Source organism: Pseudoalteromonas sp. ABV4_021, assembly GCF_056159365.1.
The window spans coordinates 1931844-1957494 of the sequence record NZ_JBSWVB010000001.1; the positions used below are offsets into that span (position 1 = coordinate 1931844).

General features: G+C 41.1%; 20 protein-coding genes and 1 other RNA gene. 8 read left to right on the plus strand and 13 right to left on the minus strand.

What is annotated here, in order from left to right; all coding sequences use genetic code 11:
* Positions 1-46: 46 nt before the first annotated feature.
* The 3 genes from ACXAFE_RS09065 to ACXAFE_RS09075 form a co-directional block, all read right to left on the minus strand.
* Positions 47-1012, minus strand: a complete 966-nt coding sequence (locus tag ACXAFE_RS09065; RefSeq protein WP_475151527.1) for a hypothetical protein — start codon at positions 1010-1012, stop codon at positions 47-49.
* 98 nt (positions 1013-1110) lie between these two features.
* Complete coding sequence (locus tag ACXAFE_RS09070) at positions 1111-3768, minus strand: TonB-dependent receptor plug domain-containing protein (protein ID WP_475151530.1); 2658 nt, start codon at positions 3766-3768, stop codon at positions 1111-1113.
* Positions 3769-4083: 315 nt separating this feature from the next.
* Positions 4084-6426 (minus strand): DNA polymerase II, encoded by a 2343-nt coding sequence (locus ACXAFE_RS09075; protein WP_475151532.1) that lies wholly within the window; start codon positions 6424-6426, stop codon positions 4084-4086.
* A 120-nt stretch (positions 6427-6546) separates the two neighbouring features.
* Here ACXAFE_RS09075 and dinG point away from each other — a divergent pair, with 120 nt between their 5' ends.
* The 6 genes from dinG to ACXAFE_RS09105 all read left to right on the plus strand — a co-directional run bounded on the left by dinG (position 6547) and on the right by ACXAFE_RS09105 (position 11371).
* Positions 6547-8619 carry an ATP-dependent DNA helicase DinG gene (gene dinG, locus ACXAFE_RS09080; protein WP_475151535.1) on the plus strand — a complete coding sequence of 691 codons (2073 nt, stop codon included), beginning with the start codon at positions 6547-6549 and terminating at the stop codon, positions 8617-8619.
* A complete protein-coding gene (locus tag ACXAFE_RS09085) occupies positions 8619-9395 on the plus strand; it encodes a sulfite exporter TauE/SafE family protein (protein WP_054979844.1) in 777 nt (258 codons plus the stop codon). Before dinG ends, ACXAFE_RS09085 begins: the two co-directional genes overlap by 1 nt.
* Positions 9388-9984 carry a primosomal replication protein gene (locus tag ACXAFE_RS09090; protein ID WP_475151540.1) on the plus strand — a complete coding sequence of 199 codons (597 nt, stop codon included), beginning with the start codon at positions 9388-9390 and terminating at the stop codon, positions 9982-9984. Before ACXAFE_RS09085 ends, ACXAFE_RS09090 begins: the two co-directional genes overlap by 8 nt.
* Entirely contained in the window at positions 9984-10880 is an 897-nt protein-coding gene (locus ACXAFE_RS09095; RefSeq protein WP_475151544.1) for a histone deacetylase family protein, read from the plus strand. The genes ACXAFE_RS09090 and ACXAFE_RS09095 overlap by 1 nt, the downstream gene beginning before the upstream one ends.
* A gap of 61 nt (positions 10881-10941) precedes the next feature.
* Positions 10942-11214: a late competence development ComFB family protein gene (locus ACXAFE_RS09100; protein WP_475151547.1), complete on the plus strand. Its 273-nt coding sequence runs from the start codon at positions 10942-10944 to the stop codon at positions 11212-11214.
* Complete coding sequence (locus ACXAFE_RS09105; protein WP_475151550.1) at positions 11207-11371, plus strand: YbaM family protein; 165 nt, start codon at positions 11207-11209, stop codon at positions 11369-11371. The genes ACXAFE_RS09100 and ACXAFE_RS09105 overlap by 8 nt, the downstream gene beginning before the upstream one ends.
* A 16-nt stretch (positions 11372-11387) precedes the next feature.
* On the opposite strand, the gene ACXAFE_RS09110 is transcribed toward ACXAFE_RS09105, so the two are convergent.
* The 9 genes from ACXAFE_RS09110 to ACXAFE_RS09150 form a co-directional block, all read right to left on the minus strand.
* Positions 11388-12140 (minus strand): hypothetical protein, encoded by a 753-nt coding sequence (locus ACXAFE_RS09110; protein ID WP_475151552.1) that lies wholly within the window; start codon positions 12138-12140, stop codon positions 11388-11390.
* A gap of 343 nt (positions 12141-12483) precedes the next feature.
* Complete coding sequence (locus ACXAFE_RS09115) at positions 12484-13806, minus strand: sensor histidine kinase (RefSeq protein ID WP_475151554.1); 1323 nt, start codon at positions 13804-13806, stop codon at positions 12484-12486.
* A gap of 9 nt (positions 13807-13815) precedes the next feature.
* Positions 13816-15147, minus strand: a complete 1332-nt coding sequence (locus ACXAFE_RS09120; RefSeq protein WP_475151557.1) for a sigma-54-dependent transcriptional regulator — start codon at positions 15145-15147, stop codon at positions 13816-13818.
* Positions 15148-15215: 68 nt separating this feature from the next.
* Positions 15216-16424: an ABC transporter permease gene (locus ACXAFE_RS09125; RefSeq protein ID WP_475151559.1), complete on the minus strand. Its 1209-nt coding sequence runs from the start codon at positions 16422-16424 to the stop codon at positions 15216-15218.
* Positions 16425-16434: 10 nt separating this feature from the next.
* Positions 16435-17748: an ABC transporter permease gene (locus tag ACXAFE_RS09130; RefSeq protein ID WP_475151562.1), complete on the minus strand. Its 1314-nt coding sequence runs from the start codon at positions 17746-17748 to the stop codon at positions 16435-16437.
* Between the two features lie 2 nt (positions 17749-17750).
* Positions 17751-18455 (minus strand): ABC transporter ATP-binding protein, encoded by a 705-nt coding sequence (locus ACXAFE_RS09135; protein WP_475151566.1) that lies wholly within the window; start codon positions 18453-18455, stop codon positions 17751-17753.
* 23 nt (positions 18456-18478) lie between these two features.
* Positions 18479-19735: an efflux RND transporter periplasmic adaptor subunit gene (locus tag ACXAFE_RS09140; RefSeq protein WP_475151569.1), complete on the minus strand. Its 1257-nt coding sequence runs from the start codon at positions 19733-19735 to the stop codon at positions 18479-18481.
* A 516-nt stretch (positions 19736-20251) separates the two neighbouring features.
* Positions 20252-20348: signal recognition particle sRNA small type (ffs, locus tag ACXAFE_RS09145), an RNA gene on the minus strand.
* Positions 20349-20473: 125 nt separating this feature from the next.
* Positions 20474-21325, minus strand: a complete 852-nt coding sequence (locus ACXAFE_RS09150; protein WP_475151572.1) for a DUF3014 domain-containing protein — start codon at positions 21323-21325, stop codon at positions 20474-20476.
* Between the two features lie 77 nt (positions 21326-21402).
* On the opposite strand from ACXAFE_RS09150, the gene ACXAFE_RS09155 reads away from it, so the two are divergent.
* On the plus strand, positions 21403-22560 hold the full coding sequence (locus tag ACXAFE_RS09155; protein ID WP_054979853.1) for a patatin-like phospholipase family protein: 1158 nt from the start codon (positions 21403-21405) through the stop codon (positions 22558-22560).
* 16 nt (positions 22561-22576) lie between these two features.
* Here ACXAFE_RS09155 and ACXAFE_RS09160 read toward each other — a convergent pair whose 3' ends face one another.
* Entirely contained in the window at positions 22577-24562 is a 1986-nt protein-coding gene (locus ACXAFE_RS09160) for a monovalent cation:proton antiporter family protein (protein ID WP_475151574.1), read from the minus strand.
* 181 nt (positions 24563-24743) lie between these two features.
* Here ACXAFE_RS09160 and ACXAFE_RS09165 point away from each other — a divergent pair, with 181 nt between their 5' ends.
* Positions 24744-25637 (plus strand): GGDEF domain-containing protein, encoded by an 894-nt coding sequence (locus tag ACXAFE_RS09165; RefSeq protein WP_475151578.1) that lies wholly within the window; start codon positions 24744-24746, stop codon positions 25635-25637.
* Positions 25638-25651: the final 14 nt, after the last annotated feature.

Here is a 25651-nt window from a genome sequence, read left to right on the forward strand (position 1 = left end):
CTTTATATAAGCTTACTTCTATAGACTCGACAAAACGATTATGATTTCATTCAATATGACTGTGTTCGAAGACCACAAACCAAGCTAGTATTTCGCCAGATTCATTCAGAACTTCACTTTGTTCGGTAGCGGCCAATCCATTTAACTTCGCGTATTTAATAAGTGAAGATAATTTATCTGGTGCTAAGGCCGCTTCTACTAATTCAGACAAACGATTCTGTAATGTTTCGATCTGTGTCTTAAGATATTCGATAAATTGCTTTTTAACATGACGTTCTGAAATTACGCCAATTTTCATAAACTGAGATACATATTCAGGTAAGTTCGTATCCTTTATAGCCATTTCATCATGTTCAAATAATTCTTTTAATAAGTAATTTAATTGATGTCGGTGATGCTCAGCATCTCTATTTACTTTTAATAGCCTAAGTGATTCTTTACTCGTTATATCAAAAGAGCATTTAATTAGCTTAATAAAATGATCCATACAGGCTCTAAACGCCTCTGACCTCACTAACGTAAGCGTTCTTTCATTTCGCTGAATTATTGCAGAATTAGAATGATGCATCATTAAGCCGATCTTACCATTAGCACTTAGACGCTTTTTAGATGCAATTATCGACTCACTAATATCAGAATACTCGATACCGAATTGGGAAATAATTAACTCGTAATTGTCATCCAATTTGTCTACATCTTCAGCTTTAAATAACTCTCTAAATAAAATATTGTTTTTAAACTTGTGCGCTTTATCAATCGCATGGTTATTAATTTTAGCAAAATCAATCGCAGTTATACTGCCTCTTATCTTATTAACGAATGTAAAATCATCAACTAAAATCGCTAACCCGCCATTTCCTGTTGCAATATCAAGGCATTTAAATCCGTCTTTTAGAGTTGAAAATAAGGGGAGCCATTGATCTTTTAACACTCCCGTATAAGTTTTTTTATAACTTTCACCAAATGACGTTAAATGACCTTGTTTCCAATACTCGCTCCAATGTGAAGTCATCAAAAAAACTCCTTTATTATTGTTGTATATTAGCTAAATCGATCCAATACAAATAAAAAAAGCCTGCAATTGCAGGCTTTAATACATCTTAAATCTAATTAGAATTTGTAGCGGAAACCTACAAAGTATAAACGACCAACGATGCTATATAAGTTTGAATCGTAACCTAAGTCACTATCTAAAACAGGATCTTCATCTGTTACATTATTAACACCAGCAGTAATGTCTAAATTCCAAGGTGTTGCATATGTATAGTTTAAGTCAACGATGTTGTAATCGTCTAACTCACCAACTGCAGTGAAGATTGTACCAGTTTCATCTGTTTCAGTTTCTTCAGCCTGAGATGCGATATGGTTAAGATTCACATTAAGAGTGTGATCTTCGAATAACCATGTCGCTCCTAGTGAGATACGACGCTCAGGAAGACCATTACGACCGATCTTGTTAACTTTAGGTAAACCGATGATATCTGGCTCTTCATAAGACAAAACTTCTGACCAAGCGAAGTTAGTCTTAATTTCACCTGCACCACCTAAATCAAATAATGCATTTGCTTTGAAGTCAAAACCATCTGTAGAGAAACCTGGAATATTCGCCATAGGTGCTGTAACAAGAAGTGAACGACCTGTAGGGTTACCACCACGGTCTACAGCTGCACCTTCATAACCTGGCGCGTTATCATTTGGATTCTCTGGGTCGCCTAGTAAACCAATGTTTTCTAAATCAAATACGTCTTGAGTTGATAGAGAAGAAACTTGGTTAGTGATGTCAATATTGTAGTAATCGAATGAAACGTCAACATTGTCCGTTACATTATACACGATACCAAAATTAATACTTTCTGACTCTTCAGGTTTAAGGTTTTCAGTACCAATGAAGTAAGTCGTGTGCTGTTGCGTGCGACAATCTGCACGGTTAGTTCCCGCTGATGAACAAAGTACTACGTCTTTCGCGCTGCTTGCAGACTCTGAAGGCGCTTTGTATAAATCCTCAAGTGTAGGAGCACGGAAACCTTGACCCCATGATGCGCGTACAACAAGAGATTCAAATGGTTGGTAACGAAGTGAAGCCTTAGGTACAAACGATGAACCTACATCACTAAAGTCATCATAACGACCAGCGAAGTTAAATTCTAAACTGTCAAGTACTGGTACTACTAATTCAGCAAAAACTGCGTACTCTTCACGGTCACCCGATGCAGAACCACCTGCTGTACCAATAATATTCTTAGCTTCGTTTTGTGCTTCAGCTTGGTCAAAATATGTTGTCTCTTTATAGTTTGCACCAACGTAAAGAGCTACTGAACCTGCACCAAAATCAGCTAGTTCGTTAAACGTCATGCCACCACTAAGTTCACGAAGTGTACTACCTGAGCGACGGTTACTGTTTGCAGCTAGGTCAGCAAGTTGCGAGGTGTATTTTGACTGGTCTGGGTCACGAGGGTCCCAACCATCACGAATTGCTTGCTCAACGCTTGGACGGTGAACGTAACCTTGACCCCACTCGTTCATGTCATAACGATTGTAGTGAGCGTCTACATGCCAGTCAAATAGTTCTGTAAGACCTTCTAAAGAAGCAGCCCAGTCTTGCATGTTACTAACCTGCCAAGTATCACGTGATGGGCCAACGTTGTTGAAACGGTAGTAACCACGGTCACCTTCGTTTACTGCTGTTAGACCATTTTCAGCTGGCATATCCATAGGGAATGTGAACCAACCTGCAGCAGGAGCATAGCGACCAAAGCTCTCATTACGAGCGTGTAAAGAACGGAAGTTAAACGTAGTGTTATCGCTTACTTCATAGTCATAGTCTACAAATACTGAGTCACGTTTCGTTGACGCAGCATCTGCTGATACAGCTGTGTAATCGAAGTGACAGCCGTCATCATCTGGGAAGTCTGGCGCATCATTATGATAACTGAATAGGTCACCGTATTGTGAACAGTCTTGACCGCTGATCATTGGGTTAAATTCAAACGTGGTCATATCTAAGATATTACGACCGTACCAGCTTAAACCAGTAGTACCACCGTAAGTGCCTGAACCATCGTCCGTAGAAGACGTAAACCAACGGTCGCGTGCGAAAATGATATCGCGTTCGTCATGTTCATAGCTGAAAACAATGCTTGATTTGTCATTTGAAAGACCAGTGATGATTGAGAATGAAGACTCATCACCGCCACCGTCACGGCTAGGGCTACCAGCTCGAGCTTGAACTTGAACGCCTTCAAAATCGTCGCGCAGGATGATGTTTACAACACCTGCAATTGCATCTGAACCATATACAGCAGACGCACCGTCACTCATAACCTCGATTCGTTCAACTGCAGCGAAAGGAATTGTGTTTAAGTCAGCTGCACCACCGCCCATTACAGGTGAACCTGGCATTTTCTTACCATTGATAAGCACTAATGTACGGCTTGAACCTAAACCACGTAGATTTACAGTAGCTTGACTTTGTGCAGTATTACCAGATGAAGGTTGGATTGAACCAAAAGAGTTAAACGTAGATCTGTTTAACACGTCAGAAACACTTAATTGACCTGAATTGTCTAAAGATGCTCTGTCGATTACAACTACAGGGTTAGCACCCTCCATATCAGTACGCTTGATACGAGAACCTGTTACTTCGATACGTTCAACAGCTTCAGCTGCTTGTTCTTCAGCGGCATTAGCGTTTGCTGCAAAAACAGCAGTGCTAGCACCACCGAAAGCGATCGCTAAACGAACCGCCTTCGCTAGTTTATTATTTAACATTTAGATTTCTCCCTGGACCACATTTGTGGATTTACTTTTATTCACAATCTAACAAATTGTTGATTGATTTTTTTGAGTCGAAACTCATTTATCCGAGGGCAATAATAATCATAAGGGCAAACACCGGTCAACATGTGTTTATAAAGTTTTAACATTTAAGACTTAGATGTTTCAGTTAGATCACATTTATACACACTTAGAAACACACCGCTTTTAGGTACAAAATAAATATAAAACATTGATTTAAAATAAAAAAAATAAAACAACCTCGTAAGCTTTAATTGTAATCAAAAAATTACATTTTTTTTGAACTTTTTAGAAAAGGCTTTGTTGCTCATTAACTAACTGTTCAAAATTTAACATTAACGCCTTTTCAAGCGCCTCTACAATTGGCTTTAGTTGCTTATCTAAGTAATGTTGATAATCGATTCGATTCACTTCTGACACATCACCATCAGCTAAGTAAACGGGGCCATCAAGTGTTACAAGATAATTCACCCAGTCGCCTCGTTTGATGAAAAAATCGGGGTGTTTTAGCTGGTAATCTAATACAGCTCTAACATGAGGTGGGATATTACGGCGATACATTTCAAGCTCTTGCCCTAAGCGCTTACGATATACAAGTTTGTCATCAAATGCGCCTGATTTAAGGGCACTAACCTGTTGTGTGATGTATTCATCGACAGCTTGATTGCTAAATAGTCGTTGGTACAACTCGGTCTGAAACTCTTTCGCTAAACGAGTCCAATCACCACGTGCCGCTTCAAGGCCTTTAAATATTAGCTCTCCATCTTGGTTAATACCAGCATAACGCTTTTTCGACCCAGTTGTTTCACCGCGCAATGTAGGCATAAAGAATGGCTGATAATGAGTTTCAAACTCAATTTCTAGTGCGCTGTCTAACCCTTTTTCACTCAATTCAGCCTGCCAGTAGCTATTTATTTTGTTAACTAATTGCTTACCTATGTCGTTACACTTTGCTTTAGAGGCTTCTCCGTCTATCGAGACAAAGGTTGAATCTGTATCGCCGTATATTACTTGGTAACCGGCTTCTTCAATTAACTGCTTGGTTTTTTTCATGATTTCATGACCACGCATGGTAATCGAACTTGACAAGCGCGGGTCATAAAACCGGCATCCGGTCGAACCTAATACGCCATAAAAACTATTCATAATAATTTTTATGGCGTAAGACATTGTTTCATCTTTGGCTGTTTTTGCCGCCTCTCTTGCTTGCCATAGCTGGTTGATAAGCGAAGGAATAAAATGTTTGGTGCGAGAAAATTGAGCACCGTTAAACCCCTCTATCGTGCCATCTTGCATTAACCCTTCAACTAACCCCATAGGATCAATCTTAAAAGTACGAATAATTGACGGATAAAGACTTTTATAATCGAGTACTAAGACATTCTTATAAAGACCAGGAAGTGAGTCCATTACATAGCCACCAGGGCTTTCAAATTGTACTGGGGAATCACCTAAATTAGGGGCGATATACCCAGCACGATGTAAATGCGGCAAATATAAATTGGTAAACGCTGCGACGGAACCACCTAGGCGGTTTAAATCAAGCCCTGTTAGTTTGGATCTTGCTATCGCAAAATCGATTAGCGATTTGTTCTGAAAAATATCCCATACCAGCTTACAGTCTTGCAGATTGTATTTGGCTAACGCTAGTTTTTCGTGCTTAAACTGGCGTTCGATTTCTGCAAGTGTATCGCCACCTTGGATCAGCTTTTCTTCACCGAGTAATTCATGGCTTACTTGCCCTAAACGAAAGCTGGAAAAATGGTAGCTTGCGTTTTTCAGCATATCAATGCCATCGAGCACCATACGCCCGGGTAAGTTAAGTTTATTGATTTTTGATTGCGTCACGCGAAGCTGGCTAGCAAAGCGCCCAAGCGATAACTTTATACCAAGCGCTTCTGCTCGCTTAGCTAACATCACAAAATCAAAATCAATAACATTCCAACCGATGAATACGTCTGGGTCTAATTCTTGTGTGATAGCAACAAAGCGCTTGAGTAGAGCAGTTTCATCAGCAGCCCACTCCAACCATTCATGACCTTCACCTTGCCCTATCATTACCACTTTTTGGTAATTCGCATTATAAAAGCCTATCGAATAGAGCACCCCTAACCCACTGCACTCTATATCGAGTGAGACACAAGTCAATTCGTGCGCGGCTAAACTCGTTTGTTCACTTTTAGCCAGTTTTGCTTGATACAAACAATGCACACCCTGGCTAAACTTATATTGCCCCTTTGCCCACGCTTGCCCTTGAATAAAACGCTCCATTAAATAGCGCTCAGCGTGGCGAATATCCTGTTCGTACAGGATCACACCGACTTCATTTGCTGTTTCTTTTGCAGCAAAAAAGGCTTTTAGGCTAGTGAAATAAAAGCCGCTAACGTTACTTTGATTAAAATGTTTAAGAGGAAGTAATTTTTGCTCAAAAGCGATACCTTCACGATTAAGCGCATCGCTATACCATTTGACATCTTCCGACAAACAAAATACCACCGCCTGTTCGCCTGTAACTTCGACGCGTACGGGGCCTTCTTTAGATTTTAACCAAAACACTAAAATCAGCTTACCGTCGCGGTCAAACTGTTGTTTGGTTAAAATTAACCCAGAAAAAGTACGCTCAATTACCATTACAACTATTATTAAACTTGATTATCGCGACAGTCTAACAAAAGAAAAAATCCCTGTATTGCATTGTTATTAATTACAAGCACCTTTAAAATCGCGAAAACGCCTTTTCTCGGACCTAACATGCTGGCTGACTCCCTAAAAAAAACCATTCGCACTATTCATACTAATATTGCAGCCAAATTACCTGATTACCGCTCACGTCCGAGTCAGAATTACCTAGTGGCGGAAATCGCTAAAACCTTAGCAGGAAATTACCACCGCACAGAGCGCATTGCGGTCATAGAAGCTGGCACAGGTACAGGCAAATCGTTAGCATATTGTATCGGTGCTATTCCCTACGCAAAGCAGCACAAAAAGAGCCTGATCATTTCAACCGCCACAGTTGCGTTACAAGAGCAATTAATCAATAAAGAGCTGCCATTTTTTGCAAAGAACTCAGGTATTGAAATTAGCTTTGAGCTCGCAAAAGGGCGCCAGCGTTATGTTTGCGCTGAGCGTTTATACAACGCGCTCGTTGATGATCCATCGCAGCTTAATTTTTTAACGACCACCGATGCGCCTCTAAATGAAAAAGAGCAAGAGAGTTTAAAACAACTGCAAGCCGCCTATAAAAAAGGCACATGGCAAGGTGATAGAGATACTTGGCCTAAAGTCATCTCCGACAATGTATGGCGTTTAATTCAAAGTGACAAACACTCGTGCCAGCGTCAATTAGCTAGCCATGCGCACTGCCCTTTTCATAGCGCTCGCGACCGTTTAGCCAAAGCTGATGTGATTATTGTAAACCACTCTTTATTACTGGCAGATCTAGAACTCGGTGCTGGGGTTATTTTACCTGAACCGTCAGACAGTATTTACGTTATCGATGAAGCACATCATTTGCCGCAAGTAGCACGCGACTTTTCATCGGCATCAAGTACTTTAGTCGCTACCTTAGAGTGGTTAGATAAGCTAGCTAAATTTAACCAAAAAATGGCTAATGCGATCAGCTCAACACGCGCAACGGGTCTCAACTTTAAACTTGCAGATGCCATTAACGACAGTGCAAAAGACTTAAAAAATGTGAAAACATTTTTTGCCGATAATTACTTTGAATTTAACGAAGATAATGTACACCGTTTTGAGCAAGGGCAGTTGCCAAAAGGTATCAGCAATTGGGTGAAAGATTTAAAGCAATCATCAAACAATATGCTTAAGTTTCTCACCAAAATGCACGACGCGCTTACCTTAGATTTGTCTGATGGCGACGTGAGTAAAAAAGTGGCCGAACCGCTACTATCTGAAAGTGGCCATTACTTAACGCGCCTCGATGGCTTCGCTAAGTTATGGGGTAATTTGTCTATCGAGCAATCTAATCCTCCCCATGCACGCTGGCTTAAGCAACTTGAATACAAAAATCACGTTGATTACCTGTTAGCAGACTGTCCTATTCAAGTCGGCTATTATTTACACGATAAGCTATGGCAAGAATGTGCCGGTGCGGTGCTTTGCTCTGCTACTTTATCGGCACTTGGTTCATTTGACCACTTTGCTTTTGAAGCTGGCTTGAAACCTATCGAAGGGGTTAAGTACATCAAAGCGCAATCGCCTTTTGATTATAAAGAAAATGCAGTACTGACTATTCCAAACATCAGCAAAGAGCCAAATCATAAAGAATTTAGCGACGAGTTAATTAAAACCCTGCCCAATTACATTAAAAAAGATCAGGCAAATTTGGTGTTATTTGCCTCTTATTGGCAAATGAACCAAGTGGCAGAGGGTCTAAGAAAAAAAGGCTTCAGTTTATTACTGCAAGGTGAGGCCTCTCGCGATGCGTTACTTACGCTTCATCGCGACAAAGTTAAAAATGGAAAAGGGTCAATTTTGTTTGGCACCCAAAGTTTTTCAGAAGGATTAGACCTACCAGGCGATTTACTGACAAACTTAATCATCACCAAAATCCCATTTGCAGTGCCCACGTCGCCGATAGAGCAAGCACAAAGTGAATATATCGAAACGAAAGGTGGTAATCCATTTTTGTCTATCACCGTACCCGAAGCGGCAAAGAAATTAGTACAAAGCTGTGGTAGACTGCTTCGTAAAGAATCTGATCGTGGTGAAATAACCATTTTAGACAGACGCTTAGTTACCAAGCGCTACGGTAAAGCCATGTTGGATTCGCTGCCCCCGTTCAAACGAAAAATCGAGTATTAATGATAGAACTAGCTTTAGAGCCTACAACTTGGCTTGTGCTCTGCTCCGCAGCATTAGCCGCTGGGTTTATAGACGCTGTTGCCGGTGGTGGCGGTATGCTAACCGTGCCAGCCCTTTTAACCGCTGGCCTGCCTCCGCATTTAGCACTTGGCACCAACAAATTAGCCGCTAGTTTTGGTTCATTAACTGCGAGTTTTACGTATTATAAGAAAAAGCTTTTTAATCCGCGTTTTTGGTTGGTATCAGCCTGTGCAACTGCCCTAGGTGCAATCCTTGGCACATTAATTGTTGATTTTCTTACTCAAGAGTTTCTTAACTTACTACTTCCCATAGTAATTATTGTGGTTGCAATATATAGCTTATTTAATAAAAGCCAATTCGCAGAAAATATGCAGCTACCTCCCGAAAACTCACAACTAAAAGTAAAGCAAAGCTGGCAAGGGCTTATTCTGGGCTTTTATGATGGTGTTGCAGGGCCCGGTGCGGGCACATTTTGGACCGCTTCAAACAGCTTTCTGTATAAAATGGGTATATTACTGAATTGTGGTTTAGCACGCTCGATGAACTTCATCAGTAATGTGGTATCGCTGGCCACCTTTGTGGCACTTGGCCATGTGCATTTTATGCTAGGTTTAACTATGGGCGCGTTTATCATGCTAGGCGCCTGGATAGGCGCACATTCAGCGATTAAATTCGGCAGTAAGTTAATTAAACCTGTGTTCAATACCGTTGTCATTGTGTTAGCGATTAAATTAATTTTAGATGTCTATGCTTAAAACAAGTGCACAAGTCGAAACACTTAAAAACCAAGTAGAACGCTTAAAAGTTAGCTGCCAACAGTTTGACCAGCAAAATTTATTTAAAAGTGAGCGCTTTGTTAAAAACCAGCATGGTTTATTTGAACATCATTTGTTTCGTACCAAAAGCGTAAAGCTTAGCGATTACCTAACCGAAGTATTTGATAACATCGACGCCCTACCCTCAAGCGAGCGAAGACATGCTCAGCGCTTTGCTCTTGAGTCAATTTCACAGCAAATTAACGCTATTATTACCGCGTTAAAAGCAACCAGCGTTTGGAAAAAAGAACAGCAGTTTAAGCCAGTTACCCGCTACAAAAAAGCAGTTAAAAAGATCATTCAATCATCGCAAGAGTTGTATCGTGAACTATCTCAAAACCATGAGTTTGAGCGTCGCTTACAAGAAATGATTGAACTTAGGCAAAACGAAAAAATAAACTGCAGTAGTGAGCGCGCCAAGGTATTAAATAACGAAATTCTTGTGCTACATGGCAGGTTGGGCCGTTGCCGCAAGGCCATTACGGCTGTCGAAGAAAAAATTCAACTGGCGGAGAAATCAAACCGATAATGACGATACCGATTTTTTATCACCCTAGTTACTCATCTTTATCACTGCCCGAAAACCATCGCTTTCCAATTGAAAAATACCAATTGCTTTATCAATTTATTAAGCATGAATTAGCTGAACAATTTCGCTTTATCACGCCCGAAAAAGCAAGCTTAGATGATATTAGCAAAATACATTGCCGAGTCTTTGTACAGCAGTTTGTCGCAGGCACCCTTGAGCCAAAAGCGGTGCGTAAAATGGGATTCCCATGGTCGCCACAACTTGTTGAGCGCACGCTTTATTCAATTGGCGCATCAATTCAAGGAGCAAAGCTTGCCCTTGAAACACAAATCGCGAGTCAAATAAGCGGCGGCTATCACCATAGCTTCCCCAGTTTTGGCAGTGGCTTTTGCATTTTTAATGATTTGGTAATTGCCGCACGTCATTTACTTGATAACAACTTGGTAAGCAAAGTTGTTATTCTCGACCTTGATGTACACCAAGGTGATGGTTCAGCGGTATGCGCGCAAGCGATGGAAGATATCGTGACAATATCATTGCACTGTGCGCAAAACTTCCCAGCTAAAAAGCAGCATTCAGATTACGATTTTACGCTCAATAAACATGCCAATGACCAAGAATACCAAACCATGTTACAGCAATGCTTACTTACATTGCTCATGGAGCAACCTGATATCGTGCTTTACAATGCCGGAGCCGATATTTTTAGCGGCGACGAACTTGGCTATTTTAACGTCAGCTTAGCGGGCGTAAAACAACGCGAGCAAAGTGTTATTTCATTTTGTGCATCCCATGACATACCTATTTTTACGGCGTCAGGTGGCGGTTACCAGCGAAATGTTGAGAACTTAGTAAACGTTCATAAACAACTTTATTTAAGCATGACAAATGCATAGACGATTCCAAAGATATAAGCAATACTAAGAACAGTCTCATTAAGTAATCTTAAGGAATAGCATGAAATTACATGACGATATTCATAATTATTACGAAAAACTATTAACCGACGAAATTGAAAAGCAAAAAATTGAAGCGAAGTACGACAAAGACACATTAGCTGATTTTTGTTGTACTGCATTGAATCAATTACCTGCACGATACATTCGTTTTGAAGTTGATATGGCGTTTTATTCGTCACAAAGTGAACGCTTAGAAATGGAACAACGCGTAAGAGACGCTATCGAGTTTGCAACCGCTGCCGTTGCAAAACGTGAGAACAGTGATGACTGAGAGTAATACCCTAGCAAACGCGCCTAAACACGTTCAATTAGCCGTTGATTTAATAATGCTGCTAGAACAACATGAACTTGATGCAAAAACTGTACTGCAAGCGCTTGAAATTGTGCAAAAAGACTTTACTCAAAAATGCCAAGAGCAAGCGACTTAACCCGTATTTTGGTTCGCTAGTGCGCGGCAGAAAACTCAGCAGTTACAAAGCGTGTGACGTCTTGATGAAAATCACTATGATAGTATTTAAGATGAGCACGCAATAACGCCCCGTTTTGATTTAATGCATCAATTTGCTTATTCACTTTTTCAATAAACTGCCTTGTTTCCGGGTTATTTACACACATTAAACGACCTAAAACATAAGGTTCAATACCCGCAACCGTGTAACTTACCGTTGATTCTTGCCATTTCCTCGCACTCATTTCAAGTGGATAAAAAAGCGCGTATTCACCGCGTTTTTCACTAAACATATCATGCATACCTTGTACATGAGATGCACCGCGTCGCACAATTTTGTTTTGCTCAGGCAACTCGGTAATTTGCTGATCTAATTTATCGCCGTATGAAATCTGGTCTGACACAATTAAGCGTCGTTGTGGATACTGCACAAACAATTCAGCCAAGCTAATCGGCTCGTTAATACCTTGCGACGATAAATCTGAGAACTGATAGAGCCGTCTGCCCAAAAACAAATTAATGGGTTTACTAAAGATAAATTGCTGAGCGCGCTGATGCGTTTTAATTTTATTCGTAATACAAATCGATTGGCCTTTTGCCATAAACTTTAACGAACGCTTAAGCGGCACAAACTCAAAATGTAATTTATGAGTTTGCAGTGTTAAGGCTAAGATATTTGTTTCAGACGATAAGCTGCGCATTTCACTTTGTTTAAAACTTGCTAAATCATGTGCATTATCAGTGTGCAATATTATTTTTGCTGTGGCTGGCAAACACCAACAAATAAAAACAAAAATGCTAAATTTAGTGAACGGGAATTTCAAAGGTAACCTGCTGGGGAAGTAATATTTAACGTGCTTATTGCTGTTTATCTAAACCAGTCATAAAAATTTAACAAAATTTTAGAAAAGAAGCCATTGATTAGAGACACGCTGCATAATTTGGGGACAAACAACCGATTTTAGTTATTGTAACCTAGCTGAGTTTATATTTCGTTTAGATTATGCGTTTGATACAAATAACAGCCTAAGTTATAAATCACCTTGATTAAAGAAAATTAAAAGTGATTTAACACCTTCAATGACTACCTATTTATTTTACATGGGGTAAAAATACGTTTACCACTAACCCCGTTTTACCACCTGAACGATTATGCAAACTGAGCTGACCATGATGAGCTTCGGCAATTTCACGACATAGCGCTAAACCTAAACCACTGCCGCTGGCTTTCGTTGAGTAAAATGGGACCAATGCACTTGCCATAACTGATTCACTCATGCCGGGCCCTTCATCAATCACGCTGATAACGGTGCCGCTTTGTTTGTTTTCAATACTAACCGCAATTTCTTGTGGCTTCGAGCCTGATTCATGGGCGTTTTTGAGTAAGTTAATCAACAATTGTTCAAGTTGAATATGATCAGCAAAACATCGGTGCTTTGGCTCGTGCCCGTCAAGTTTAAAAGCATATTGCTGCTGCACATTATTCAGCACACTTTGCCAATCAAGTAACTCCAATTTAGGCAGCGGTAGCTTGGCAAACTTACCATAACCCTGCACAAACTCATTCAAGTGACTAATTCGTTCCTGCAATGTTGAGAAAACACGCTCCAATCGCGGTTCATCCACATTTTGCGATAACAACTTGCCACTGTGTAACATCGATGACATTGGCCCTAACGAGTTATTTAATTCATGGCTAATAATACGTATCACTTTCTTCCATACCGCAACTTCCTGACGACTCAATTCGCGCGTAAGTTGTTTAAAAATATATAAGCGGTGTTGGTGATTGTTTAATAGAAACTGACCTGTAGAAAGATGCCATGTTTCACTTTCATCTTTTTCGTGCTGTAAATGGAACAAACCATCTCTGCCTGCTTCCATTGCTTGTTTTATTTGTTCATTAGCGGCGTTGTAGAGCTCGTCACGCTTTAAGCCTTCTAGTTTGTGTTCGCTATCAAATAATCGATTAGCACTGTGGTTGCTAAACACCACATAATCATTGCTATCAATCAGCACCAAGGCTTGAGGAGAAGATTGCAGTACTTTGTCCAACATTAATTCTCGCTGATAAATCCACTGCTTTTCTTGGCGTAAATGGTCTGCCGTTTGATTGTAAATGTGGCAAAGGCGGCCTAATTCATCTGACGCATCGTATGCTAGCAGGCTAGAAAATTCGCCATCTTTGAAATTTAACAATCCGGTTTCAAGGGCTTGAAACCCAGAGCTGACCGATTGTGTGAGTAAGCCGCTAAGAAACCAAGCCGCACACAAAGTAATTAATATAACCAGGGCACTTTGTTTCAGCGAGACATCCAGAACCAGTAATAACGGGATCAGTACCAGAATAAGGCTTATTACAACCGCCAACTGCAATTTAGTTTGGATACGATAATGAGCAAAAAAAGTTTTCATAAACTGTTATCAATAGTCAATATCGAATTTTTGCAAACGACGATAAAGCGCTTGGCGAGATAAGCCAAAATGACGAGCCACCTTTGCAATAACGCCTTGATATTCGCGCATCGCCGCTTCGATTTCTGTTTTGTTTGGCTCATTATTTACCGCGGTTTTTACCTCGCTCATTGGTGTCGCCAAGCCAAAATCCGTTAATGCTAATTGGCCACTTGGTTTTAATACAGCTGCGCGTTTACAGGCATTTTCAAGCTCGCGAACATTCCCAGGCCAAGGGTAATTTACCAGCGCTTGTTCAGTTGCTAATCCGCATTCACGGTTTGGTAAAAAGTGTTTAACGAGCGGCATAATATCGTCTTTTCGCTCAGCCAGCGGCGGCAAGCGTAACTCTATTACATTGAGGCGATAATAGAGATCTTCTCTAAAACGTCCTGCTTTAATATCGTGTTGTAAATCAGCATTAGTTGCTGAAATAACGCGTACTTTAACCTGCTTTGTTTGTACTGAACCCAAACGTTCAAACTCGCCGGTTTGCAGTACGCGCAATAGCTTCATTTGACCTGAAGGTGGTAAGTTACCAATTTCATCTAAAAATAACGTGCCGCCATCGGCTGCTTCAAATCGTCCGATACGCTGTTTATTGGCACCGGTGTAGGCACCCGCTTCCGCACCAAATAGCTCGGCTTCAATTAATTCTCCGGGTAATGCGCCTGCATTCACTTTAATAAATGGCTGATGGGCTAAATTTGAGTTGAGTTGAATAATTTCAGCGATGCGCTCTTTACCACTGCCATTGGGCCCTGTGATCAACACTGACACATCTGACTTAGCTAATTGCAGTGCCATATCCACTACCCGCTCCATCGCAGTACTTGCATAAATAAGCCCTGCTAAATTCGCTTGTTGATGTGGTAAGTGACGTTCATCGTGCTGCCGCGCTAACACAGCATTATCCTGCTGCGCTTTGCCTAACGCGACTAAATTTGCAATGGTGGTAAGTAACTTGTTGTCATCCCATGGTTTGGCAATGTAATCAGCAGCCCCTGCTTTAACTAACTCAATTGCGGTTTCAAGTTCAGTCCAGGCTGTAATGAGAATGATAGGTAGGTTTGCATTTAATTGGCGTAGCGTATAGAAAAGGCTAATACCCTCTTCTCCAGAAGTGGTATCAGCGGCAAAGTTCATGTCTTGAATCGCCAACGCGATACGTTGATAACGTACCGTTTGCTCTGCCTCAAACGGCGTTTTGGCCGTTACAACATCATAGCCATGAATTTCCAACAGCAGCGATAATGCTTCAAGAACGGCTGGGTTATCATCAATGATTAGAATTTTATCCATTTGTTTTTCTTTTATTTATTCGTGCTACACCGACGGTTCTGAGTGTAGCACGAAGACATTGCAAATGGTTAAATCGTTCGTGTCGCAATACTTGGCGCAATATTGGCCGCGCGCTTGGCTGGGCCGATTACAGCAAGTAAGCTCATCACAAATACGCCTAACGCGGTAATTGCAACATACTCATACGATAGCGCGGGCACTGAGTATTGGGTCATTAATTGTTGACCTAACAAGACTGCGCCACAAACACCTAACACTAAGCCCGCCAAACAAATAATGCTATTTTCAACAACAAAAAACTTAACAATTGCGGATTTTCGCGCGCCCAGCGCACGTCGTGTACCAATTTGCTTTGTACGCTTATTAATATTAAACAAGGTTAAACCAAAGATACCTAGCGCGGTCACTAATACTAATACACTGATTAGAATCACCAACATACGCATCATTAATAAATCTTCCGCTACATAATTCGCTTTTTTCTTATCTAACCCTTTTAAGTCTTGAATAACGCGTTTGCCGTAGCTTTGATGCATAACACTCTCAATTTTCTTCATGACTTCAGCGCGTTGACCCGGTTCAGTGCGTACCAAAAATTGCTGTAACTTATGAGGGTATAGCAATGGCAAAATTACCGATTTATCTTTGCGCTCTTCTAGCTTTAACCATGGGCCTTTCATCATGCCGATAATGCCAACCACTTTTAGCGGTTGGTCGCCCATATAAATGATTTTACCTAGCCCGTCGCCATCGGGGAAAAACTCATCCATCAATGCTTTTGTCGCTAATGCTACATTCGGGTGTTTGCTAAAATCTCGATTTATAACTACTTCGTCTTGGGTAAAATTGCGCCCTGCGATAAGCTCTACACCCAATGTATCTAACCCATGCTCATCAGTCTCGAAATAACTGGCGGTATCTGTTTTCGCTTTATCAGGCGCAGGCTTTAAACGAAATGTCGTTGAAGAACCGCCACCAGTTAAAGGTACGGCGTTAATATGTGCGGCATTTATGACACCTGGTATTTGGCGCAACGTCGCTTCATCAAGTTCAACCTGCTGGATTAAATCCACATCGGTACCAAACATCATCACATTAAATTTAAACATATTGTCTTCTTGGTAGCCGGTGGGTTGATTTAAATATTCAATACGGTCGTTAATAATAAACGCAGCGTTACTGACGATTGCAGTGGTAATTGCAATTTGAATAAGCAATAACACGGCTCCCACTTTGGAGCGTAACAGCGCATTAAAAATAGGCTTAATTTCTAACATAATACGGTCCTTATTGGGTTTTCAAATACGTAGATGGATTAGTTTTGCACACCAGCCACGCGGGATACAATGCCGCTATTATGCACGCAACAATCGCGATCACCGGCGCTGTTAGCAACATGATAAGGTCCATATTGGCAAGACTGTCGTAATAACTATAACTTTGGCGAATACCCAAAAGGCCAAGTTGTGCAATTAAAATCCCTACTACGCCGCCAAATAAACCAAGCATCGCCACCTCAACAATATGCTGATAAAACACCTGACGTTTGCTTGCTCCTAGCGCGCGCCTAACACCAACTTCAGGTGCACGACGTAAAAACTTAGCGAGCAGTAGCCCTAAAATATTGGCAATACACACCGCCAAAAACATAAAGCTCAGTGCGACCATTATTTTGTTGTCTTCGTTCACAACTTCCCAGTAAGCAATCCACTCATTTACATCTCTTAGTTTGTACTGGGCATCTTTACGGTTAAAGCGCCCTTGAGTTTGCTGCTGTGCAATATAGTTTGCCAAATATTCACTGTAAGCTTGCTTTTCAGCGGCGTTATTGAGCTGCACCCAAAACTGTAACCATACTTTTTCTGAATTTAATTTATCTGAGAACGTTTTTACAACTTCGTACTTCCAACCATTGGTATTACCCCAGGTATTAATTTCATTCGCTTTGATTAACGAAAACGGAATAAAGATTTGTTCGGGGTCGTTAAATGAACCATTGTTTAAATCATAATATTTAACGTGTAACTGCCAGTCTTTAACCACACCGGCAACGCGCATACTGAGATCGTCAAGATAAAGTGTTTGGCCGACACTGTTGTCGCTGCCAAATAGCTTTTTACTCAAGCTTTGAGATATCACCACCACAGGTGCAGCACTTTCTTCTTGCTCTATACTCCATACACCGCCATGAATAAACGATAAATTAAACATTTCAAATGCATCACGCGAAAAAACGCGGGTAGTTTCAAAAAACGGTTTAACCTTATCTGAGTTTAAGTGTACCGAAAACCCCGTTTTCATCATGGCCGCGCGTTTGTACGGTAAATCTGCATTGAGCAGATTAGTTGTATCTTTATAGGTCAACTGATAAGGCAAATCATCTGACGAGAACCATGTTTCAACCTCATCCATAGTTTGCAATTGAACAGCAAACAACTTTTTACTTTTATTTGGAATTGGGTCCATCGACATCATGTGATACACAGATAGACTCGTCATAGTGACACCTATGCCAATAGCAATTGCCAGCACCATTAAAAAGCTGACAAGCGGCGTTCGCTTAAAGCTCCGCCAGCTTAAATCAATATAATGACTCAACATGGTTATGCTCCTACAGCCACATTAGGGTTAACTTGATACAAGGTAAAATCAGCAAGCTGACCGTCAACAACTTGGATATTACGTGGTGCACGACGCGCGAGTTCTGCATCATGAGTTACCATAATAATGGTTGCGCCATCGCGATTGATTTGCTCGAGTAATTCCATTACTTGGCGTGCCATTAAACTGTCTAAGTTACCCGTTGGTTCATCGGCAAGTAAAAAACGAGGCTCACCGGCAAGCGCACGCGCAATTGCTACACGTTGTTGTTGTCCACCGGAAAGTTGCTGCGGCAAATGCTTCGCGCGACTTGCGAGCCCCACTTGCTCTAAACATTGTTCAATACGGCGTTTACGCTCTGCGGCTTTTATACCGCGGTAGCGCAACGGCACTTCAATGTTTTCATATAAATTAAGGTCTGGAATTAAATTAAACCCTTGGAAAATAAATCCAATTTTTTGATTGCGCAGATCGGCACGTTGATTATCATTTAGCTTACCGACATCAATGCCATCAAGTAGATACTCACCACTGGTAAATGGCTCTAACATACCGGCAATGTTTAAAAAGGTGGTTTTACCTGAACCCGATGGCCCTGTAACGGCAATAAATTCCCCTTCCTCAACACTTAAATTAAAATCACGAAGTGCATGAGTTTGTACCATTTCTGTTTGATACACCTTGCTTATATTATTCATTTTTAACATTTTTTTGCCTTCTTTCCTGTTGATTAGCGTAGCAATAGCGCATCCGCGTTTTTGAATGTGTCGTAGTTTGAGATAATTATTTCGTCGCCAGCATCTAACCCGGCTAACACCTCTACATGATTAATACTGGTAACGCCCGTGGTAATTTCGACTTTTTGCGCAAGGTCGCCGTTTATCTTATATGCAACATAGCCCCCAGCATTTAAAAACCCACCGCGTCTCACCATTAAAATATCACTTCGGTTTTCAAGTAGAATGCGTCCTGACAATCGCTGATTTTGACGAATATTACTGATATCACTGGTTTCAAAACGCACTCGGGTGGTCACTTCGCGGTTGTTTACTTCTGGCGAAATTGCCGAGAGTTGCCCTGTGATTTGCTCTGAACCAATTTTTAATTCAACCGTCATGCCGATGCCTAAGTCATTCGCGTAGCTTTCTGGCACTTGCAGTTCAGCTTCAAATGCCGATAAATCGACAAGCGTTAACAAGGCTTGATTTTTTACCACCATCGTCTTTGGCTGAACCAATAAATTGCCAACAATGCCTGATACACTGGCTTTTATTGCTAAATTTCCCACTTTACGCTGCAGTTCATCAACCATCAGCTGTTGTCTTGCAACTTGGCTTTTCGATGATTGAAGCTCAAATGACAAGGTATCTTTTGCCAATTCAACTTCTTGTTGTGCATGTTTGTAAGTGAGTTTGGCTTTGGCTAAATCATCCACCGCCTTTTCTAAATCAATTTGGCTGATCAAACGCTTTTCAATTGAAAGTTGAGCCCGGCGATTTTCACGTTCTGCCGCGTTTAACTCTACTTGTGCTAAATCAAGTGTTTTGGTCAGTGCGAGTGCTTGGCGTCTTGCCGCCAGCTCACTTCGTGCAAGTTCGCCCTTGAGCCTAGCCAATTCTGACTCTTGTTGTTTTAAGCTATTGTTAAGCTCAGGACTTTCAACCTCAGCAATCACTTGGCCTTTTTCAACTGTATCGCCTGCTTTTACATTCAATGAGACAAAGCCTTGTTCAGGGCTGTACGCTTTTGGCGCATTCGCCGCTACAATTTTACCGGTTGCAGCAACATCACGAACAAGGTTGCCTCGCTCTACTTTTGCTAACTGCAGCTGCGCTTTATCTATCGACATACTAGCGTTATCACTGTTAAACATGGCAAACCCTGTCCATGTAACAACAGATAGCATTAACGTAATCGCTAAAGCCGGTTTTAATAGTTTTGGCTTTTGTTTGATTACTTGATCTTGGCCACTGGTATCTTTAATCATGTTTTTCCCTAAAATCGTGTGTGTTGTTCAAATACGCTGATAAACAATGAAGCCAACAACATAAACGCTGGCACAATAAAGAAAGCGGACATTACTACCATTATTCTATTCCTAAACGATAAACTGATTAACTTAATACCAGTTGCATGCCAAATTTAAATTTAAAATAATTTCAACAACTTAAATTTAAACATGCAAAAATCAGATTGTCCGCGGACAGAAAAAGTGTCCGCTGCGGACACTTTTAATGCGTCATCAATTAACCGAATAAAAACTGATAGTTAGATGACACAGAAGTACAGAAATATAGGAAAAAGAGAAAAAGAAATATTCGACGCAGGGCAATCAAAACAAGCGTATTGCGTTGCTACGTGTTAAGTAAATACAAGGTATAACGATTTAACAATGACTGTTAAGTAAAGGAGTAAAATAAGAAAATATAACTAATAATCAATGAGAAAGTAGAAACTTAAAAGGTAAACATTGAGAAAGTAAACGAGAGAAGTTGGGTGGCAATCTTACCAGCCACATCCCGGCACATAAGTCACACGCTGTGGCTGCTCCCTTCCGGGCCTGACCAGATTCACGCGCTATTATTGCGGGAGGACCAATAAGATCACCATAATAACTCAGTTAAACAAAGGGTTTTGCTCAACTGCGCGCAGGGATTATCACTATTTTGCTGATGAAGTTCAAGCAAAACTTTGTTCATGCTAATCAACTGCGCAACAATTAACCTTAAAGCTGTTTTAACAGACGCGATAACTTGGCTTTCACCTGCGTCATATTATCTGGACCTAAACGCAGTAGCTGTTTTTGTGCGTCAGATAAGGCTTCATATTCAGGTACCGCATATTTATATGTTACAGACTGGCTTGTAAGCGGCGTATCTAGCGGAACAGCTGGAGTATCAAGTAAATGCTGAATCGCCAGTGCAAGACGTTGTTCAAACTCATAATCCGATAAACCAATCTCGTCATACGCATCTTGGATAAGCGGTTTATATTCATCAATTAATGCGACAATTTGTTTTTCCGAAAGCTTAGTAAATAAGCTGACATACGGATCGTAGCGCTCAAAACTCTCTGGATTTACGGTAATAATTGCACCGTCGTTTACGCTAAACGCTTGTTTTGGTGAAACAAACATTTGATGCTTTTTAGCAAGCTTACCGTCCGCTAAGTTTTCGGTGTAAACCACCGCACGGCGAATTAAATCATCGCTAACAACAAGCTTTAACAAATTAACCGATACAACATCTGCTAGCGACTCTCGTACAACTGAATCGCTATCATCAAGCGAAGGCAGCACACGTGTCACTTCTGGCGTTACTGGCTCTTCAGTTTCAGGCTCTTTAGTTACAACCACTTGCTCAACCACCGGCTCAATCACAGGGTCGTTGGTCACAACTTGTGTTTCTTGCTCTGGCTCTAAAGGTTCAGTGGGTTGAGGCAATTCAATTACTTGCCTTTCACCCGGCTCTACTGGTTTGTCGCCTTTCATTAATTGCATGGCTGCTACCGCTATCACGATTGCTACCAGAGAGAGTCCGACAATGTAAGGTAATTTATTTTGAGAATTCGTTGTCATATTTTTCACTGTTCAAATATTTATTTTAGATCTAAAGTGCTCTAAATTAACAATAAAGGGAGAATACAAAGTATCTGATGAATAGTAGCGGGAATAGTTCAAAACATAAAACAAAAATTGCATTACTACTTACTGGTGGTGGCGCACGAGCGGCTTATCAAGTAGGCGTTTTAAAAGCAATTGCGAAAAACTTGCCGCGTAATCAAGTAACGCCATTTGCTATCATAAATGGTACATCAGCGGGCGCAATTAATGCAACGGCACTCGGTTGTTACGCTTCGTGTTATCAGCTAGCCGTTAAAAAGTTAGAACATGTGTGGAAAAATTTTCGCACCGAGCAGGTTTATCACACCAACTTTTCATCGGTATTTGGTCATATTTTTATTAATATGTTACGTAGTTTTCAGTCGGATTATGAAAACCACCCACCCGCAAGCTTGCTCAATAACCAACCATTACGAGAGTTATTGCGCTCAGTGCTCGATTTAAAACGCATCGATAATAATATTCGCAACGACTACTTAGAGGCACTATCGATTACTGCTTCAAGTTATTCGAGCGGTGATTCCGTCGCGTTTTTCCAAGCTAAGCATGCCAACTCTTGGCGCAGAGCCAAAAGACGTGGTGAGAAAACAACAATTAATATTGAACATTTAATGGCGTCCAGTGCCATTCCTATGGTTTTCCCAAGTACCAAAATTCGTCAAGGCTACTTTGGCGATGGCTCGGTGCACCAACATGCACCGCTGAGTCCTGCAATTCATTTAGGCGCGGAAAAAGTCTTTGTAATTGGTGTTGAGCAACCTATTGATAATAAGTATTTTGGTTTTCAGCCACACTACCCCGGTATTTCAACGATTGCCGGCCATTTGCTTGATACCATTTTCTCCGATACCTTACGTGCAGACATTGAACGGCTAGAACGTATTAACCGAACTTTGTCCCTTATTCCTGCGCGCGATAAACATAAAGAACTTAAGCGCATCGCGCACTTTGTAATAAACCCTTCGCAAAACTTTAATGCCATTGCCACTCAGTACTACGACACTATGCCTGTGCCAATAAAAATGCTACTGCGCAGTATTGGTGTGAAAAAACATTCAGAATCGTCACTGGTGAGTTATTTACTCTTTGAAAAAGAATACACCCAGCATTTGATTGATATTGGCTACCAAGATGGTTTAGCACAATTAGATGAAATAATGGCGTTTTTAGAGTTCACCAATATGCAGTAAGTTTATGGTAAACGGGCTAGCGCCCTTCTAGTATAAAACGCTCAGCACGTTCAACACGGCGCGGTTTGCCGCGCACAATTAAAATATCCTGCGCTTTTAATACAGTATCACTTGGCGGGAAACTTAATTCATTACCATCACGACGAAGTCCGGTCACATCAACCCGCCGTTTAGTTAAGTTTAAATCACCTAAGGATAATCCTCGTGCATAGGCATCTTCGGTAATCGCGATTGCATGCAAAAATTCAAGGTGATCAGATGAATCGGGGGTCAATGGTGTACTATCACCTGGGAAATAACCGTGTAGTAAGCCATAGCGATTGCTACGCTCTGCTTGCACACGCCTTAAAATACGGCGCATGGGTACCCCAGTTAAAAACAGTACATGTGATACCAACATAAGGCTGGCCTCTAACTTTTCAGGTACTACTTCTGTAACGCCTTTATCTTTGAGCTCAGATAAATACCTATCATCGCGCATGCGCACTAAAATTTTAACCTTAGGTGCAAGCTGCTTAATACTATTAATAATCGCAAATGTGCTGTCTTTATCGGCAAAGGTAATAATCACAAGGCGGCTTTTTGCAATATTGGCACCTTTTAGCACCTCTTTTTGCTTTGCCTGACCAAAATAGATATTTTCTCCAGCGGCCTGCGCCTCTTTAACGCGCACTGTGTCACTATCTATCGCAACAAACGGAATTGCCTCCGTTTTTAAAAAACGCGCGATAATTTGCCCTACACGACCATATCCGCAAATCACAACATGTTGACTAAATTCATCAAACTGAGCATCGCTGTTGTCATAACTTTGACTATTTTTTGTCAGCAAATTAGGGGCAACTTTATTGAGAATTTTATACGACAGCGAAGCGCCGTTATCCACCAAATAAGGCGTTATCGCCATACTTAATACACCAACTGACAACAGCAAGGATGCATTCGCCGAATTTAACAAAGCGTATTTTAATGCGAGTGATATTAAGACAAAGCTAAACTCACCCATCTGGCATAACATAAGTGCACTTGCCAACGCATTTTCATGATTCTCGCCCGCCACTTTCGTCACAAAATACGTAATCGCCACTTTCAGTGTCAGCAAGCCAAATAACCCAAGTGCAATCCATTGTAAGTTAGCCACAACAAAAGCCATATCAAGCTGCATGCCGATGGTGATAAAGAATAACCCCATTAAAATATCTCTAAATGGGCGGATATCGGCTTCTAGTTGATGCTTATATTCACTTTCACCTAACATCATGCCTGCTAGAAAAGCGCCTAGCGCCATGGATAAGCCAAAAGCAGACGTTATCGCTGCCGCAATAAGTGCAACCAATATGGTGGTCAACACAAATAATTCATCACTGCGTGTTTGCGCTATTTCACTGAAAATTCTCGGAAGTACCCATTTGCCAACGGCCATCAATAGCGCAACAACCATCCCGCCTTTTGCCAACGCCGTTAAAATGGTGGTCCATAACGACTCTGAGCCATTTGCCAGAAGCGGAAGTGCGATTAATAAAGGCACTACCGCGATATCCTGAAATAGCAAAACGCCAATCGCCAGCTGCCCAGGTCTTGAGCGCAATAATGGCGAGCCACTGACTTGTTTGACCACAATCGCGGTTGACGACAAGGCAACTAAACTACCGATACTGAATGCCGCGATCATTGAGATGCCCGATAACCACAACAGCACCATGACCACTAAGGTAGTTATTACGACTTGCATTACGCCGACGCCAAAAACAATATGGCGCATAGCAAGTAAACGAGGAATTGAAAACTCTAATCCTAAGCTAAACAGCAAAAAAACAATGCCAAGTTCAGCAATAAAGTGCATTTGTTCGCTTTGTTCAAGCCACGCAAAGCCGTCTTTACCGGCGAGAATTCCAACCGCTAAATAAGCCAAAATGGGTGGCAGATTAAAGCGTTTAAACAGCCAAATCAGCACCACAGCGGCAATCAAGATATAGAAGTAAACACCAAACGTATGCTGCAAACACCACCTCTACCAATATAATAAGCGTTATGTCGAAAAACTGACGAATTCATTAGAAGCGAGTCTCTCTAATCAATTAAATATAGCAAGTGTCTGTTTTTCTGCCACTTAATAAAAATGGCTTAGATTTTGCTTAAATATCCATGTACTTAATATTTTGCGGTAGTATGAGGGTAGTTAAGTGGAAAACGTACATGTTTTAACGCGTCAAACAGACAGCAACGGCGATTATTTGCCGTATGGCCAGATCTATTCTGAACAGAATGACATAAGCCATACCCATGCGTTAGTAACGCAACTTCAAAAAACACTTGAGCTTACAAAATTATTAAACATCTTTTCGGTTGAAGCATCACGCGTAGTGCAATTTGCAGGCCTACAATTTCATAGTACCGAAGGGGTAATTGAAATGACTGGCAGTAAAATTGAAGGTGAAAACTACGCCTTTGACCTAATGGCTGATGGCGAACGTCTTGGCCAGCTTATTTACTTTTGCCAAAACTTACCACAATACGCAAAGCAGAAGTTAGCAAGATTACATACCGCACTAGTCTACCCTCTGCGCAATGCACTATTGTTTTCACGTGTGAAAAAACTGGCTACCAAAGATGCATTAACCGGGCTAAATAACCGCAGTATGTTTGATGATTGCCTATACCGTAAGCTTGAACGAAGCCGCCGTCATCACCGCAGCTTTGGTTTAATGTTGCTAGATTTAGATAACTTTAAGCAAGTAAACGATCAACATGGGCACCAAGTGGGCGATCAAGTATTGATTGATTTTGCCAATATTCTGACAGACTGCGTAAGAGGCACCGACACCGTATTTAGGTTTGGTGGTGATGAATTTGCCATTTTAATTGATGACGACAACTATGAAGTAAGTCATATCTTAGCTAATCGCATTAAAAAACGCGTGCACAGTCACCAACTACTGAAAACCCATTCAGTAACCACCAGCATTGGTTTTTCATTAAGTAAGGCAAAAGATACTCCTAACAGTATTTTTGAACGCGCAGACAGAGCGCTTTATGCAGCAAAACAAGACGGACGGGATTGTTGCAAAACAAACTAAGGCATAGCAAGAAG

Coding starts and splice junctions, on each gene's coding strand:
- ACXAFE_RS09065 (WP_475151527.1), bottom strand. CDS start 1,012: ATGACTTCACATTGGAGCGAGTATTGGAAACAAGGTCATTTAACGTCA.
- ACXAFE_RS09075 (WP_475151532.1), bottom strand. CDS start 6,426: ATGGTAATTGAGCGTACTTTTTCTGGGTTAATTTTAACCAAACAACAG.
- ACXAFE_RS09095 (WP_475151544.1), top strand. CDS start 9,984: ATGACGATACCGATTTTTTATCACCCTAGTTACTCATCTTTATCACTG.
- dinG (WP_475151535.1), top strand. CDS start 6,547: ATGCTGGCTGACTCCCTAAAAAAAACCATTCGCACTATTCATACTAAT.
- ACXAFE_RS09100 (WP_475151547.1), top strand. CDS start 10,942: ATGAAATTACATGACGATATTCATAATTATTACGAAAAACTATTAACC.
- ACXAFE_RS09115 (WP_475151554.1), bottom strand. CDS start 13,806: ATGAAAACTTTTTTTGCTCATTATCGTATCCAAACTAAATTGCAGTTG.
- ACXAFE_RS09155 (WP_054979853.1), top strand. CDS start 21,403: ATGAATAGTAGCGGGAATAGTTCAAAACATAAAACAAAAATTGCATTA.
- ACXAFE_RS09070 (WP_475151530.1), bottom strand. CDS start 3,768: ATGTTAAATAATAAACTAGCGAAGGCGGTTCGTTTAGCGATCGCTTTC.
- ACXAFE_RS09140 (WP_475151569.1), bottom strand. CDS start 19,735: ATGATTAAAGATACCAGTGGCCAAGATCAAGTAATCAAACAAAAGCCA.
- ACXAFE_RS09130 (WP_475151562.1), bottom strand. CDS start 17,748: ATGTTGAGTCATTATATTGATTTAAGCTGGCGGAGCTTTAAGCGAACG.
- ACXAFE_RS09120 (WP_475151557.1), bottom strand. CDS start 15,147: ATGGATAAAATTCTAATCATTGATGATAACCCAGCCGTTCTTGAAGCA.
- ACXAFE_RS09135 (WP_475151566.1), bottom strand. CDS start 18,455: ATGTTAAAAATGAATAATATAAGCAAGGTGTATCAAACAGAAATGGTA.
- ACXAFE_RS09105 (WP_475151550.1), top strand. CDS start 11,207: ATGACTGAGAGTAATACCCTAGCAAACGCGCCTAAACACGTTCAATTA.
- ACXAFE_RS09125 (WP_475151559.1), bottom strand. CDS start 16,424: ATGTTAGAAATTAAGCCTATTTTTAATGCGCTGTTACGCTCCAAAGTG.
- ACXAFE_RS09085 (WP_054979844.1), top strand. CDS start 8,619: ATGATAGAACTAGCTTTAGAGCCTACAACTTGGCTTGTGCTCTGCTCC.
- ACXAFE_RS09090 (WP_475151540.1), top strand. CDS start 9,388: ATGCTTAAAACAAGTGCACAAGTCGAAACACTTAAAAACCAAGTAGAA.
- ACXAFE_RS09150 (WP_475151572.1), bottom strand. CDS start 21,325: ATGACAACGAATTCTCAAAATAAATTACCTTACATTGTCGGACTCTCT.